Annotated in this window: 17 protein-coding genes and 1 pseudogene; 9 read left to right on the forward strand and 9 right to left on the reverse strand. The window is 74.7% G+C overall.

The window, feature by feature from the left end; translation table 11 throughout:
* Positions 1-84: 84 nt before the first annotated feature.
* Positions 85-372: pseudogene (locus ACYVOF_RS19645) on the reverse strand (alcohol dehydrogenase catalytic domain-containing protein); the annotation flags it as partial.
* A 91-nt stretch (positions 373-463) separates the two neighbouring features.
* Here ACYVOF_RS19645 and ACYVOF_RS19650 point away from each other — a divergent pair.
* Complete coding sequence (locus ACYVOF_RS19650; RefSeq protein WP_460869535.1) at positions 464-1,288, forward strand: SDR family NAD(P)-dependent oxidoreductase; 825 nt, start codon at positions 464-466, stop codon at positions 1,286-1,288.
* 1 nt (position 1,289) lies between these two features.
* Here the strand turns inward: ACYVOF_RS19650 and ACYVOF_RS19655 are convergent, their stop codons facing one another.
* On the reverse strand, positions 1,290-2,183 hold the full coding sequence (locus ACYVOF_RS19655) for an LLM class flavin-dependent oxidoreductase (protein ID WP_460869537.1): 894 nt from the start codon (positions 2,181-2,183) through the stop codon (positions 1,290-1,292).
* Positions 2,184-2,302: 119 nt separating this feature from the next.
* Between ACYVOF_RS19655 and ACYVOF_RS19660 the strand changes: the two genes are divergently transcribed.
* A complete protein-coding gene (locus ACYVOF_RS19660; protein WP_460869540.1) occupies positions 2,303-2,875 on the forward strand; it encodes a TetR/AcrR family transcriptional regulator in 573 nt (190 codons plus the stop codon).
* A 5-nt stretch (positions 2,876-2,880) separates the two neighbouring features.
* Here the strand turns inward: ACYVOF_RS19660 and ACYVOF_RS19665 are convergent, their stop codons facing one another.
* Positions 2,881-3,672: an SDR family NAD(P)-dependent oxidoreductase gene (locus tag ACYVOF_RS19665; RefSeq protein ID WP_460869542.1), complete on the reverse strand. Its 792-nt coding sequence runs from the start codon at positions 3,670-3,672 to the stop codon at positions 2,881-2,883.
* Positions 3,673-3,757: 85 nt separating this feature from the next.
* Between ACYVOF_RS19665 and ACYVOF_RS19670 the strand changes: the two genes are divergently transcribed.
* Entirely contained in the window at positions 3,758-4,579 is an 822-nt protein-coding gene (locus ACYVOF_RS19670) for a helix-turn-helix transcriptional regulator (RefSeq protein WP_460869544.1), read from the forward strand.
* A gap of 49 nt (positions 4,580-4,628) precedes the next feature.
* On the forward strand, positions 4,629-5,051 hold the full coding sequence (locus tag ACYVOF_RS19675; protein ID WP_460869547.1) for a hypothetical protein: 423 nt from the start codon (positions 4,629-4,631) through the stop codon (positions 5,049-5,051).
* 22 nt (positions 5,052-5,073) lie between these two features.
* Here ACYVOF_RS19675 and arr read toward each other — a convergent pair whose 3' ends face one another.
* Both arr and ACYVOF_RS19685 read right to left on the reverse strand, forming a co-directional pair.
* A complete protein-coding gene (gene arr / locus ACYVOF_RS19680; RefSeq protein WP_460869572.1) occupies positions 5,074-5,511 on the reverse strand; it encodes an NAD(+)--rifampin ADP-ribosyltransferase in 438 nt (145 codons plus the stop codon).
* A 40-nt stretch (positions 5,512-5,551) separates the two neighbouring features.
* Positions 5,552-6,250: an SDR family NAD(P)-dependent oxidoreductase gene (locus ACYVOF_RS19685; protein ID WP_460869549.1), complete on the reverse strand. Its 699-nt coding sequence runs from the start codon at positions 6,248-6,250 to the stop codon at positions 5,552-5,554.
* A gap of 102 nt (positions 6,251-6,352) precedes the next feature.
* On the opposite strand from ACYVOF_RS19685, the gene ACYVOF_RS19690 reads away from it, so the two are divergent.
* The 3 genes from ACYVOF_RS19690 to acmB all read left to right on the forward strand — a co-directional run bounded on the left by ACYVOF_RS19690 (position 6,353) and on the right by acmB (position 9,540).
* Positions 6,353-7,204 carry a helix-turn-helix transcriptional regulator gene (locus ACYVOF_RS19690; protein WP_460869551.1) on the forward strand — a complete coding sequence of 284 codons (852 nt, stop codon included), beginning with the start codon at positions 6,353-6,355 and terminating at the stop codon, positions 7,202-7,204.
* A gap of 103 nt (positions 7,205-7,307) precedes the next feature.
* Entirely contained in the window at positions 7,308-8,249 is a 942-nt protein-coding gene (locus ACYVOF_RS19695) for a DUF808 domain-containing protein (protein WP_460869553.1), read from the forward strand.
* Between the two features lie 97 nt (positions 8,250-8,346).
* Positions 8,347-9,540 carry a methyl acetate hydrolase AcmB gene (gene acmB, locus ACYVOF_RS19700; RefSeq protein WP_460869554.1) on the forward strand — a complete coding sequence of 398 codons (1,194 nt, stop codon included), beginning with the start codon at positions 8,347-8,349 and terminating at the stop codon, positions 9,538-9,540.
* 10 nt (positions 9,541-9,550) lie between these two features.
* Here the strand turns inward: acmB and ACYVOF_RS19705 are convergent, their stop codons facing one another.
* Together ACYVOF_RS19705 and ACYVOF_RS19710 are read right to left on the reverse strand one after the other, a co-directional pair.
* Positions 9,551-10,312, reverse strand: coding sequence for an isocitrate lyase/PEP mutase family protein (locus ACYVOF_RS19705; protein WP_460869556.1), 762 nt, complete (start codon positions 10,310-10,312; stop codon positions 9,551-9,553).
* Positions 10,313-10,505: 193 nt separating this feature from the next.
* Positions 10,506-10,787, reverse strand: coding sequence for a hypothetical protein (locus tag ACYVOF_RS19710; RefSeq protein WP_460869558.1), 282 nt, complete (start codon positions 10,785-10,787; stop codon positions 10,506-10,508).
* A gap of 84 nt (positions 10,788-10,871) precedes the next feature.
* Here ACYVOF_RS19710 and ACYVOF_RS19715 point away from each other — a divergent pair, with 84 nt between their 5' ends.
* Together ACYVOF_RS19715 and ACYVOF_RS19720 are read left to right on the forward strand one after the other, a co-directional pair.
* Positions 10,872-11,240 carry a hypothetical protein gene (locus ACYVOF_RS19715; protein WP_460869560.1) on the forward strand — a complete coding sequence of 123 codons (369 nt, stop codon included), beginning with the start codon at positions 10,872-10,874 and terminating at the stop codon, positions 11,238-11,240.
* A gap of 491 nt (positions 11,241-11,731) precedes the next feature.
* Positions 11,732-12,337 (forward strand): dihydrofolate reductase family protein, encoded by a 606-nt coding sequence (locus tag ACYVOF_RS19720; protein ID WP_460869561.1) that lies wholly within the window; start codon positions 11,732-11,734, stop codon positions 12,335-12,337.
* Positions 12,338-12,347: 10 nt separating this feature from the next.
* Here ACYVOF_RS19720 and ACYVOF_RS19725 read toward each other — a convergent pair whose 3' ends face one another.
* The gene (locus ACYVOF_RS19725; protein WP_460869563.1) at positions 12,348-12,590 is read right to left on the reverse strand and encodes a hypothetical protein; all 243 of its coding nucleotides are present in this window, start codon (positions 12,588-12,590) and stop codon (positions 12,348-12,350) included.
* Between the two features lie 15 nt (positions 12,591-12,605).
* The gene (locus tag ACYVOF_RS19730) at positions 12,606-12,797 is read right to left on the reverse strand and encodes a hypothetical protein (RefSeq protein WP_460869565.1); all 192 of its coding nucleotides are present in this window, start codon (positions 12,795-12,797) and stop codon (positions 12,606-12,608) included.
* Between the last annotated feature and the right edge of the window lie 224 nt (positions 12,798-13,021).

Below are 13,021 nucleotides of genomic sequence, written 5' to 3' on the forward strand. Positions count from 1 at the left end.
GGCGGCGGTGACGAGGTCGACGCCCTCGGGCACGGCGGCGAGCTGGCGGGCGGGGGCGCAGACGAACCCCGCGTAGGCGCCGGCCTGCCGGGGGAAGAACGGCATCCCGAACACCCGGTCGCCGACGGCGAAGCGGCTCACCCCGAGCCCGACGGCGTCGACCGTGCCGGCGACGTCCCAGCCCAGGGTGAACGGGGGCGGGCCGAGCACGGCGGCCATGCCCCGCCCCGAGCGCGTCTTCCAGTCCACCGGGTTGACCCCCGCCGCGGCGACCCGGACGCGGACCTCGGTGGGCAGCGGCTCGGGCAGGGGGGCGGTGGCCAGCCGCAGCACCTCGGGGCCGCCGAGCTCGGACTGGGTGATCACCGGCATGTCGCTCACGGGGCAGGAGTCTCACGCCCGCGCGGGCCCCCGGCAACGCCCGACACGCAGGTCCGACGTGCACAACCGTGTACGTCCGACCGTGACCCGGGCCACAATGCCCGCGGGCCGCCGGACGCGGCCGACACACGACGAGGAGGACGACGAGATGGGCCAGCTGCAGGACAAGGTCGCGCTGATCACCGGCGGGGAGAGCGGCATCGGGCTGGCCTCGGCCCGGCTCTTCGTCGCCGAGGGCGCCCGGGTGGTCCTGCTCGGCCTCGACGACGCCGCACTCCGGGCCGCCGTGGCCGAGCTGGGCGAGGAGCACGCCACCGCCCGCGTCGCCGACGTCACCGACGAGGACGCGGTGGCCGCCGCCGTCGCCGCCGGGGTGGAGCGCTTCGGCCGGCTCGACGTGGTATTCAGCAACGCCGGCATCAGCGGGGCCGTCGCCACGATCGTCGACTACCCCGCCGAGGTGTTCGCCCGCACGCTGGCCGTGCACGTGCAGGGCGCGTTCCACGTCCTCAAGCACGCGCTGCCCCGCGTGAGCGACGGTGGCAGCGTCATCATCACCTCCAGCGTGGTGGGCCTGGTCGGCTTCGGGAACCTGAGCGCCTACGTCGCGGCCAAGCACGGCCAGGTGGGCCTCATGCGCTCGGCGGCGAAGGAGTGCGCGCCGCGTCGGATCCGGGTGAACACCCTGCACCCCGGACCCACGTCCACCCCGTTCCAGGACGGCATCGAGATGACCGCGACGGGCAAGTCGCAGGCCGACGCCGCCGCGGACTTCGACGCGATGATCCCGCTGGGCCGGCACAGCACCGTCGAGGAGATCGCGCAGGCCGCGCTCTACCTCGCCTCGGACGCCAGCGCGATGGTCACCAGCACGACCTTCGCGATCGATGGCGGCATGAGCGGGTAGGTCAGCGGCGCGGGCCCAGGGCCGGGGTGACGACCTCGTCGGCCACCCACCGCGCGACGCCCTCGGGGTACGGCGCGGGCAGGCCGACCACGACGTGGCCGAAGCCCGCCTCGGCCGCGGCACCGATCGCGTCCCGCGTCGTGCCCGGGTCGTCGTAGGACAGTCCGACGTGGAGGGACCGGGTGATCGCGGCGGGGTCGCGGCCGAGCTCGTGGCAGTACCGGTCGAGCAGGGCGTTGCGGCCCACGGCGTCGGCCAGGTCCCCGCCGGGGATGTTCCACACGTCGGCGTGCTCGGCGACGAGCCGCAGCACGCCCGCCGAGCGGCCACCGACGAGGATCGGCGGGTGCGGCCGGCGCACCGGCTTCGGGTTGGCCCACGCCCCCGTCAGGTCGACGTGCTCGCCGTGGAAGTCGAACGGCTCGTCGGCGGTCCACAGTCGACGGATGACGGTGAGCGCCTCGCCGAGGCTGCCCACGGCGTGCGCGGCGTCGTGGAACGGCAGCCCGTGGGCGGCGTACTCACGGTGGGCCCACGGGACCGACGGCCGGGACCCCGCGCCGATTCCCAGCACCAGCCTGCCGCCGGAGACGACGTCCACCGTGGTGGCCATCTTGGCCAGCAGCGCGGGCGGGCGGATGCGGTTGCTGGTCACCAGCAGGCCCAGCTCGAGCCGGGTGGTCCGGGCGGCCAGGGCCGCGAGCAGGGTCCAGCCCTCGAGGACCGGCCCGGACGGGTCCCCGGCGATGGGCAGCAGGTGGTCGAACAGCCAGGCGTGCTCGATCTCCGGCACGGCGTCGGCCTCGAGCCACACCCGCAGCAGCTCGTCGTGGGTGACCTGCTGGGGCGGGGTGGCGATGCCGACACTGGGCCGGGCGGGGGTGCGGTGCGGCACGGGTCCTCCTGGGGCGTGGTGGCGGCGCGCCCGGTCTGCCATCCTGGGGAGAACCGGAGCGTTGTTCCGCTCATCGAACGATACGGAACAATGTTCCGTCTACGCAACGGGGAGGTGCGGTGGACCCGACGCCACAGCCACGCCGGGCCGACGCGCGCCGCAACGCGCAGACACTGCTGAAGGCGGCCGCGGCCGCGTTCGTGGCCTCCGGCGTCGACGCCCCCGTCCGCGACATCGCCGCGCGGGCCGGCGTGGGCGTCGGCACCGTGTACCGGCACTACCCCACCCGGGCCGACCTCGTCGTCGCCGTCTACCGCCACCAGGTGGAGGCCTGTGCCGCAGCGGGTCCCGAGCTGCTGGCCGGGCGTGAGTCGCCGCACACGGCGCTGGCGGAGTGGCTCGGGCTGTTCGTCGACTTCCTCGTCACCAAGCACGGCCTGGCCGGGGCGCTGCGCTCCGACGACGCGGGTCTGGCCGGGTTGCACGCCTACTTCCTCGACCGGCTGATGCCCGCGTGCGCGGAGCTGCTCGACGCCGCCCGCGCCGCCGGGGAGGTGCACGCCGACATCACCGCGCTCGAGCTGATGCGGGGCGTGGGCGACCTCTGCATCGGCGCGGAGGACCCGTCGGCCGGCGACCCGCGACGGCTGGTCGCGCTGCTGGTCGCCGGCCTCGGCGTGGCCCCGGGGTAGCGGGCTCAGGCTCCGGCGCCGCCGTCGACCGGCACGATCGCACCGGTCACCGCGGAGGCGCGGTCGCTGAGCAGGAACGCGGCCACCTGCGCGACCTCGTCGGGCTCGGCCATCCGGCCCAGCGGGGTGCCTGCCGTCGCCGCCTCGATCACCCCCGGGGACGCGGCGTCCCACCCCGTCATCATGTCCGTCGCGGTGGCCCCGGGGGTGATGCCGTTGACACGGATGCCGTCGCGCGCCCAGGTGACCGCCGCGGTCTCGGTGAGGCTGTTCAACGCCCGCTTCATCGCCCCGTAGGCGGGCAGCACGGGGTTCGCGCGGCGGGCGCCGATGCTCGAGGTGGTGACGATGGCGCCGCCGCCGGTCCGACGCATCACGGCGGCCTCCGCTGTCATCGCCACCCAGTGCGCCCGGAAGTTCACGGCGTGCTGCAGGTCGAGCACGTCCTCGGTGGTGGTGTCGAGCGGGCCGGGCGGCTGGGCGACCCCGGCGTTGTTGAACGCCCCGTCGAGCCGGCCGTGCCGCTGCCCCACGCCGTCGACGACGGCACGGATCGCGGCGGGGTCGGTGACGTCGAGCGGGGCGGCGTCCGCCGTGCCCCCGGCGGCACGCAGCTCGGCGACGAGCGCGTCGAGCGCCGCGGTGTCGCGGGCGGCGAGGACGACGGTGGCGCCCTCGCGGCAGAAGAGGCGGGCCGCCGCGGCGCCGATGCCGCGGCTGGCGCCCGTGACGAGCACGACCTTGCCGTGGAGCAGGCCGGTCGAGGTGGTGGGGTTCGTGGTGGTGGCTGTTGTCATGGCTCCACCGTGACGTGCTGCGCGACGCCGAGGCAGGTACAGCCCGTACCGGCCTGGGCGGGCCGCGGGGCGCGATGATGTCCGGGTGGACAAGGACGAGCTCGGCGCCTTCCTGCGCACCCGACGTCACCGGGTCGACCCCGAGGACGTGGGGCTCGTGGCCGGGCCGCGGCGACGCACCGCGGGCCTGCGGCGCGAGGAGGTGGCCGTGCTCGCCCACATCTCGACCGAGTACTACACGCGGCTCGAGCAGGGCCGGGCGCCGCGACCGTCGAGCGAGGTCTGCGAGGGGATCGCCGTCGCGCTGCGGCTGAGCGAGGCGGAGCACGACCACCTGCACGTGCTCGCGGGCACCGCTCCCACCCGGCGACGTCGCCACCAGCGCGAGGTGCGCGGGAGCATCGTGACCCTGATCCACCGCATCCCGGCGACGGCGGCGTTCGTCCTCTCCGCCGGCTACGAGGTGCTGGCCTGGAACCCCCTGGCCGCCGCGCTGATGGAGGACTTCGGCGCCCTGCCCGTGCGTGACCGAAACCTGGCGCGGGCGGCGTTCCTGCGCGACCCCGAGCAGCCGTCCCTGTACGGCACCAGCGACGGCGCCGAGTTCCGGCGCGGCGCCGTCCAGCAGCTGCGGGCCGCCCGCGCCCGCTACCCGCACGACCCCGACATCACCGGCCTGGTCGACGAGCTGCTGGCCGGCAGCGCTGAGTTCGCCCGGCTGTGGGAGCGCCACGACGTCCAGGCCGTGCCCGTGCTCACCAAGACGTTCACCCACCCCGTGGTCGGGCCCGTCACCGTGGACTGCGACGGGGTCCTGCTGCCCGAGCGCGACCAGCACCTCGTCCTCTACAGCGCCCCGCCCGGCTCGCCCGACGCCGCCGCGCTCGCCCGCCTCGACCTGCGGTGACGGGCCCGGGTGCGGAGCACAGGCCGCACCCCACCGCTAGCGTCACCGCGTGGCCGACCTGCGCAAGACCCCGCCGCCGGACCCCCGGCGGGCGCGGGCGGCCCGCGGCCCGACGCGCCGGAAGCGGAAGCAGGCGCACGCGGCCCTGCTCGCCGCCCGGAGGGAGGCGGAGCGCCGCCGACGGCAGCGGTGGATCGGCGGGGTCGTGGTCGGCGGGGTGCTCTACGTCGTCGCCGTGGTCGTCGCCGTGCTGGTGGGCGACCAGGTGCTGGTGCGCGGCGTCGTCGTCGGGGTGCCCATCGCGGCCTTCGTCGTGCTCGGGACCTGGTGGGTCGTGCTCGGCCCGGGAAAGGGGCGTACCCGGTACTCGGGCGGTGGCGGCGGCGGTGACGACAGCTGGACCTGGGACGGCGGCAGTGACTCCGGGGGCGGGGACTCCGGGGGCGGGGACTCCGGCGGCAGCAACGACTGAGCCCACCCGCGCCCCGCGCTCCTCAGTCGAGGATCAGGTCGCGGCCCTCTGCGCGCAGCCGGGCCAGCCCGTCGAGCATGCGCTGCACGGCGTCCGGCGGGTGCTCCTGCCAGTCGGCGAGCTCCCCCGTCACCCGCAGCGGGTCGAGGCTGCGGTAGGAACACGTCGGGTTGCCGGGGAACTTCTGGTCGGTCACGTTCGGGTCGTCCTCGAACGGGCCGAGCGGCTCGACGACGTAGATGTGCCCGCGGCCCGGCACCCCGCGCAGCGCCGCGGCCAGCTGCGCGCCCCACGCCGCCGTCGGCTCCAGGGTGGTGAGGTAGACGTGGCGCAGCGCCCGGCCGGGCCGGAAGTGCGAGCCGTGCCCGGGCGCCAGCTCGTCGCCCACCGCTAGCACCGCGGCCGTGCCGTGCAGGAAGGGCCCGGTGACGTGGGCGCAGTGCGCGTAGGTCACCGGCATCCTCGGCTCGTCCGCCACGCGGACCATCCTGTCCCCGGCGTCAGCCCCAGGTGGTCTCGCCGTGCCGGTCGACGAACCGGCCCGAGCCGTGCCCGGGGCCCTCGGTGGCCAGGGTGACGATGGCGTCGGTGCCCTCGGTGACGGTCTGCGGGCCGGAGTTCCCGTTGAGGTCGGTCGCGGTGTAGCCGGGGTCGGCGGCGTTGACCCGGACGTCGGAGAAGGCCTTGGCGTACTGGGTGGTCAGCATCGTCACCGCCGCCTTGGACGCGGTGCAGACGGGCGCGAGGACGCTGAACTCGACGCGCGCCGGGTCGTGGGTGTGCTCGAGCGAGCCCATGCCGCTGCTGACGTTGACGATGACCGGGTCGGCCGAGCGGCGCAGCAGGGGCAGGAACGCGGTGGTGGTGCGGATGACGCCGGCGACGTTGACGTCGAGCACGGCCAGCGCGTCCGCGCCGGTGAGCGCCGCCGGATCCTGCTGCGCCCCGCTGACACCGGCGTTGTTGACGAGGACGTCGAGCGTGCCCTCGTGCGCGGCGACGTCCTCGGCGGCGGCGGTGACGGATGCGTCGTCGGTGACGTCGATGCGCACGAAGCGGGCGCCCACGTCAGCGGCGGCGGCCGCGCCGGCCTCCGGGTCGCGCGCCCCGAGGACGACGGTGTGGCCGGCCTCGACGAGGCGGCGGGCGGTCTCGCGGCCGAGGCCCTTGTTGGCCCCGGTGATGAAGGTGGTGGTCATGGGACCCAGCCTGCGCCCGGCGCCGGGGCCCGGCCAGGGACGGCTCGTCGGGGGGACCAGCAGTACCACCCGGACGGGCCGGGCAGGCGGGAGACTGGGGCGGTGACGACGGATCTCGGTGCGACGCTGCGGGCGTGGCGCGACCGCCTCTCCCCCGCCGCGGCCGGGCTGCCGCGCCGCCGCGACCGCCGCGCGGCGGGGCTGCGCCGCGAGGAGCTGGCCGAGCTGGCCGGCGTCTCGGTGGACTACGTGGTGCGCCTGGAGCAGGGCCGGGCCAGCACCCCGTCGGCGCCCGTGGTCGCCGCCCTGGCCCGCGCCCTGCAGCTCACCGACGCCGAGCGCGACCACCTGTACCGGCTGGCCGGGCTGGCCGCTCCGGCCGGGGGCGAGGTGTCCGACCACATCCCGCCCGGGGTCCAACGGGTGGTCCACCGGCTGCACGACGCGGCCGTGGCCGTGTTCGCCGCGGACTGGCAGCTGGTGTGGTGGAACCCCGGGTGGGCGGCGCTGGCCGGTGACCCGTCGTCGGTGCCGGTCGCGCGCCGCAGCTTCGCCCGCGAGACCTTCCCCCTCGACACCGCCGGGCCGTACATGGCGCACTGGCCGGTGACCTCGCTCGACGGTGGGTCTGTCGAGGCCGCGGTGGTCTCGGACCTGCGGCGCGCCACCGGGCGCTTCCCGACGAGTCGACGGCTCGCGGCCCTGGTCGAGGAGCTGCAGGCGCACCCCCGCTTCGCCGAGCTGTGGGCGTCCGGGGTGGTCGGGGGGCACCGGGAGGACCGCAAGGTCGTCGAGCACCCGGGCGTCGGGCCGGTGACGGTGGACTGCGACGTGCTCGGGGGCGGCGACACCGAGCTGAAGATCGTCGTCCTCACCGCCGCACCCGACACCGAGGACGCGACCCGGCTGCAGCTGGCCCTCCTCTCCGGGGTCACGGCGCCGGCCGCACCCTGACCGTGCCCGTGCGGACCAGGACACGGGTGCCCGGTTCCGGCCATGATGTCCCGGTGACCGATCACCGACCCGTCCCGACCCGCCGCGGCCCGCGGAGCCCCCGGTGAGCGCCGGCCTGCTGGGCCTGCTCGACGACGTCGCGGCGATCGCCCGCCTGGCCGCGGCGTCGGTGGACGACGTCGGTGCGGCCGCGGCGCGCGCGTCGGCCAAGGCGGCGGGCGTGGTGGTCGACGACGCCGCCGTCACCCCGCAGTACGTCCGCGGGCTCGCCGCGGAGCGCGAGGTGCCGATCATCCGCAGGATCGCGGTCGGCTCGATCCGCAACAAGCTGGTGTTCATCCTCCCGGTGGCGCTGCTGCTGAGCCAGTTCCTGCCCGGGGCGCTCACCCCGATCCTCATGCTGGGCGGGCTCTACCTCTGCTACGAGGGCGCGGAGAAGGTGTGGCACGCGGTGCAGGCGCGCCGCGGCGGGCACGACACGCACGCCGAGGACGGCCCCGCGAAGTCCGAGGACCAGGTCGTCTCCTCCGCGGTGCGCACCGACCTCATCCTGTCGGCCGAGATCATGGTCATCGCCCTCGACGAGATCGCCTCCGAGGGGTTCTGGGCGCGGCTGGTCATCCTGGTGATCGTCGCCCTGCTCATCACCGTCATGGTCTACGGCGCGGTGGCCCTGCTGGTGAAGATGGACGACCTGGGGCTGGCGATGGTCGAGCGGTCCGGGGCGCAGAGCCGCGCCGGCCGGTTCGGGGCCGGGCTGGTGGCGGCGATGCCGAAGGTGCTCAGCGTGATCGCCGTCGTCGGGACCGGGGCCATGCTGTGGGTGGGCGGGCACATCGAGCTCGTCGGCCTGGACGAGCTGGGGTTCTCCGCGCCGTACGACGCGGTGCACCACCTCGAGGAGGCCGTGCACGACGCGGTGCCCGGCATCGGCGGGGTGCTGGCGTGGCTGACGAACACCGCGTTCTCGGCCCTGCTCGGAGCGGTCGTCGGGGCCGTCGTCGTGGCCGTGATGACCGGGGTCAAGCGCGTCCGGGCGCGGTAGCGGGGGTTCCGGCCGGGGTGACGGACGCGCACACTGTGACGCAGGACACCCCTGCGCCGCTGGACCAGGGCGCGCACCCCGACGAGAGGCGACCACCATGAGCAGCCCCACCACCCAGCGCGCCGGCGCGGTCGCCGAGGCCGCCGACGCCGTCGTGCAGCGCGTGGCCCCGACGGTGCCCGGCGTCGTCGCCGGCGTCATCGACCGCGAGGACACCCTGTACCTGGGCGCGGCCGGCTCCCGCGACCTCGGCACCGGCGAGCCGATGACCACCGACACCGTGATGGCGATCTTCTCCACCACGAAGGCCGTCACCGGCACCACCGCGCTGCAGCTCGTCGAGGAGGGCCGGCTCGACCTGGACGCACCGGCGAAGCAGTACGTCCCCGCGCTCGGGGAGGTCCAGGTGCTCGACGGCTTCGACGACGACGGGCAGCCGGTGCTGCGCGCGCCGCGCAGCGACATCACCACCAAGCAGCTGCTGCTGCACACGGCGGGGTTCGGCTACGACTTCTTCAACGAGCAGTACAACCGGATGGCCACCGAGCACGGGCAGCCGTCCATCGTCACCGCGACGCGGCAGGCGCTGCGGACCCCGCTGCTGTTCGACCCGGGCACCCAGTGGGAGTACGGCAGCAACATCGACTGGGCCGGGCAGGTCGTCGAGGCCATCACGGGGAAGCGGCTCGGGGAGGTCATGCAGGAGCGGGTGTTCGCCCCGCTGGGGATGACGGAGACGGCGTTCACCCTGAGCGACACGACCCGCCCGCGGGTGGCCACCATGCACCAGCGCGACCAGGACGAGCGGCTGACCCCCACGGACTTCGCGCTGCCCAAGCCCGAGGTCGACATGGGCGGGCACGGCCTCTACTCCACCGTCCCGGACTACCTGCGCTTCCTGCGGATGTGGCTCAACGACGGGGCCGGCGAGTCCGGTGAGGTGGTGCTGCGCCCGGAGACGGTGCGGATGGCCGAGGAGAACCACCTGGGCGACCTGAAGATCAAGGGCCTGCCCGGGGTGATCCCCTCGCTGAGCAACGACGCGGAGTTCTTCCCCGGCATGCCCAAGTCGTGGGCCTACACGTTCATGGTCAACGACGAGGACGCGCCGACCGGGCGCCCCGCGGGCAGCATCGCGTGGGCGGGGCTGGCCAACCTCTACTACTGGATCGACCGGCGGACGGGCGTGGCCGGCTTCTGGGGCACGCAGATCCTCCCCTTCGCCGACGCCGCGTCGGTGGGTGGCTACCTGGAGATGGAGACCGCCGTCTACGACGCGCTGCGCAGCTGACCGGAACGCCTCAGCTGCGCCAGGGGGTGACCAGCTCCGTCATGGCCTCGGTGAGCGCGGCCTGCAGCAGCGGGCCGTAGGTGATGCGGCCGACGCCGAGGCGGGCGAAGCGGCCCAGGTCGTGGCGCACCGGGTGGGCGGTGCAGTTCACCGGCACGTCGAGCGCCCCGACCACGGCGGTGATGAGGGCGTCGTCGTCCTGGATCCGCACGGGGTAGACGCTGCTCGCGCCCGCCTCGGCCAGCGCCTGCAGCCGGGCGATCGCCTCGTCGGCGACGGCGTCCTTGTCCTCGGCGTGCAGGAACAGGTCGGTGCGGCCGTTGATCCACACCGGCACGCCGTGGCTGTCGGCCGCGGCGCGCAGCCCGGCGACGTACTCGGCGTGCTCGGCGGTGGAGCGCACCCGGCCTCCCTCGGAGTGCACCGTGTCCTCCACGTTGAGCCCCACGCCACCGACGTCGAGCAGGCCGGCGACGAGGTCGGCCGGGCTCTGGCCGTAGCCGGACTCGAGGTCGACCGAGACGGGCACGTCCACCGCGGCGATGATCGGGCGCACCGCGGTGAGCACCTCGTCGAACGTCTGACCCTCGTGGTCCTCGGCGCCGCGGGAGTCGGCCAACGGGTGGCTGCCGATGGTCAGCGCGGTGAAGCCGGCGGCCACAGCGGTGCGGGCCGACCACACGTCCCAGACCGTGGGCAGGACCAGCGGGTGGCCGTCGGCGTGCAGGGTGGCGAGGGTGTCGGCGCGGGCGCGGAGGGTCTCGGTGTCCATGGGGCCACCGTAGGGCCGGGGCCGGCCGCCCCGACCACGCCATCACCCGGGCACCCCCGTCAGGAGACTCTGACTTCAGGTGGATCGACCTGAATTCCCTAGCCTGGTGACCACGGTCGGACGGTTCCGCGGAACCGTCGGCGGCGCGGCGGGCCACCAGGCCGAACGCGTCCTACAGCTCACCCGGACAGCATCAACCTCGAGGCCGTCTGCCACGACAGCTGGCGGCGGGCCCACCCTGCGGCTGCGACGAGCGCCTGCGGCGGCGCGAGCGTCGCCGCCGGGAGAGGGCGCGCACCCCGGGCAGCCCCACGACGAGCAGCACCGCCACGACCACCAGGTACACGACGAGGAGCGTGACCGGCGTGCCGACGGCGAGCGCCACCGCGGCGCACCCGCCCAGGAGGCACACGACCTGCACGGCGTCCTGGGCCCACCCGGGCAGCCGCGACCAGCGGGTCACCAGCTCGGACACCACGCGATCATAGCCACGGAGCCGGTCGGGACGTCGCTGTCCGATTCCTGCCCGGAACTCCTGTCCCGCCGCTACGTTCTGCGGATGGCCGACCTGCGCAAGACCCCGCCGACCGGCTCGGGGCAGGCCCGGGGAGCCAGCGGCAGGACGCGCGGCGAGCGGCGCAAGGCGAAGCGCGCTGCCCTGGTCGAGGCCCGCAGGCAGGCCGAGCGGGCGCGACGGAGGCGGGTGCTGCGCTGGGGTGCGGTGGGGGTGGGTCTGTACGTCCTCGCACTCGTGGTCGCCGCCGCGCTCGGCGCGGACGCCGTGCTCCGCGGGATCGGCGTGGGTGTGCCGATGGCGGCGGTGCTGGTGGTCACCGTCGTCATGGCTGTCCGGGCCGCTCGTCAGGAGAGGGGCCGCTCGAACGGCCTCAGCGACGTCAGCGACAACAGTTGGACCTGGTCGGATTGACTCCGGTGGTGGGGACAGCGGCGGCGGCAACGATTGAGCCAGCGGTCGGTCCCTCCCCGGAGGCCCCCGGGGTCGGCCGTTAGCGCTCGTCGTGGGGCACGTGAGTTTCGAGCCCGTTCGGCAGCACCGAGACGCATCCGTGCCCGCCGACCAGGAACCACCTCCGCGGCGCCCTCCTCCCCCGGCACGTCGCGGGGCGCGGCCCAGGTGGCGTCCGGCACCGGTCCGTCCCGGACCAGCGCGGCGGTCAGGTCGTACGGCAGCCTCGGCCGGGTGGAGGTCGGTAGGGCGCTGGCCGGCCACGATGGTGGCGATCGTCGCCGGCGCCAGCCCCACGGCCGCCGCGACTCAGGTGCGCGGCCACCACCGGCGCCATCTCGTCGTGCAGGACACGCTCCGCGGCGTCGAGGTCGGCGGTGCGATGGGGGTCCAGGCGCACGCCGTCAGCGTCCCCTCGATGAGTTCTGCGATCCCGAGCAGTCTCACCTGTCATGACCGACACGACGTGCCACATGACCGTCTCGCTCGACGGCTTCGCCGCCGGGCCCGACCAGAGCCGGGAACAGCCGATGGGCGGCAACGGTGCTATCGGCATGCACCGGTGGCACCTGGGCGAGATCACCCACGAGGCCGACCTCACGGCGCGGGACTGGCTGATGCGGCCGCGCGGTGCCTACGTGATGGGCCGGAACATGTTCGGCCCCGTCCGCGGCGAGTGGGACGAGGACTGGCGCGGCTGGTGGGGCGACGAGCCGCCGTTCCACGCCCCGGTGTTCGTGCTGACCCACCACGCGCAGGACCCGATCGAGATGGACGGTGGCACGACGTTCCACTTCGTCACCGACGGGTTCGACGCGGCGTTCTCTCGTGCTTTGGACGCCGCCGGCGGCCGCGGGGTGGACATCGCCGGCGGCCCGTCGACGGTGCAGCAGGCGCTGCGTGCCGGAGTGGTCGACGAGCTGACCCTCGACATCGCCCCGGTGCTGCTCGGCTCGGGTGAGCGCCTGCTCGACGGCGTCGGCGACCTGACGCTGGTGCCCGTCGAGACGCTGCACTCCCCCCTGGCCACTCACATCCGCTACCGCGTGGAGCGCTAGCGCCGCGGGGTCAGCCGGCCATCGCGGCGAGGCGGTCGTCGATCGGCTGGTGCAGCTGGGACCGCACGGCGCGGGTCATCTCGTCGGCCAGCACCTCGTCGGCGCCGGACTCCAGACCGTCGAGCACCTGGCGGACGACGTCCACGGGGTCCGACTTGGGGCCGTCGGAGGTGGCGTTGCCCATGTCGGTGTTGACGAGGCCGACGTAGACGCCGACCACCTGCACGCCGCGAGGCGCGAGCTCGGTGCGCATGGAGTCGGTCGCGCTTCACAGCGCGGCCTTGCTGACGCTGTAGGTGCGGCCGATAGGCAGCCAGGAGAGCACCGACGCCACGTTGACCACGGCGCCGGAGGCGGCGGCGAGCCGGTCGGCGAAGGCGGCGGTCAGCAGGAGCGGGCCGAAGAGGTGGTCTCCAGTTCGGCGCGCAGCCCGGCGTGCCCGTTGTTCGCGCTGGCCCACACGCGCAAGACCGCCTCGACACGTAGTACGAGCCCTCGCTGGATCAACCACAGGTGGGCGGCGAGCACCAAACACCCAATTTTTGACCCGCAGCCGCCCGTCCAGATCTCGCGCCGTGGCTACACAAGTGGGCGCTCGGTCTGGCATAGAGTTACGGGCTCTTCCCAGATGAGGGTGTAGGTCGGTCGGGCGCGTCGGTCCGCAGATAGACGTCGAGGTCTCCC

The organism is Rhodococcus aerolatus, assembly GCF_054783215.1.

What these genes read in the sequence shown, in the direction of transcription:
- ACYVOF_RS19685 (WP_460869549.1), bottom strand. Translation starts at nt 6,250, where the DNA reads ATGACCACCACCTTCATCACCGGGGCCAACAAGGGCCTCGGCCGCGAG.
- ACYVOF_RS19720 (WP_460869561.1), top strand. Translation starts at nt 11,732, where the DNA reads ATGACCGACACGACGTGCCACATGACCGTCTCGCTCGACGGCTTCGCC.
- ACYVOF_RS19705 (WP_460869556.1), bottom strand. Translation starts at nt 10,312, where the DNA reads ATGGACACCGAGACCCTCCGCGCCCGCGCCGACACCCTCGCCACCCTG.
- acmB (WP_460869554.1), top strand. Translation starts at nt 8,347, where the DNA reads ATGAGCAGCCCCACCACCCAGCGCGCCGGCGCGGTCGCCGAGGCCGCC.
- ACYVOF_RS19725 (WP_460869563.1), bottom strand. Translation starts at nt 12,590, where the DNA reads ATGCGCACCGAGCTCGCGCCTCGCGGCGTGCAGGTGGTCGGCGTCTAC.
- ACYVOF_RS19715 (WP_460869560.1), top strand. Translation starts at nt 10,872, where the DNA reads ATGGCCGACCTGCGCAAGACCCCGCCGACCGGCTCGGGGCAGGCCCGG.
- arr (WP_460869572.1), bottom strand. Translation starts at nt 5,511, where the DNA reads ATGCCGGTGACCTACGCGCACTGCGCCCACGTCACCGGGCCCTTCCTG.
- ACYVOF_RS19665 (WP_460869542.1), bottom strand. Translation starts at nt 3,672, where the DNA reads ATGACAACAGCCACCACCACGAACCCCACCACCTCGACCGGCCTGCTC.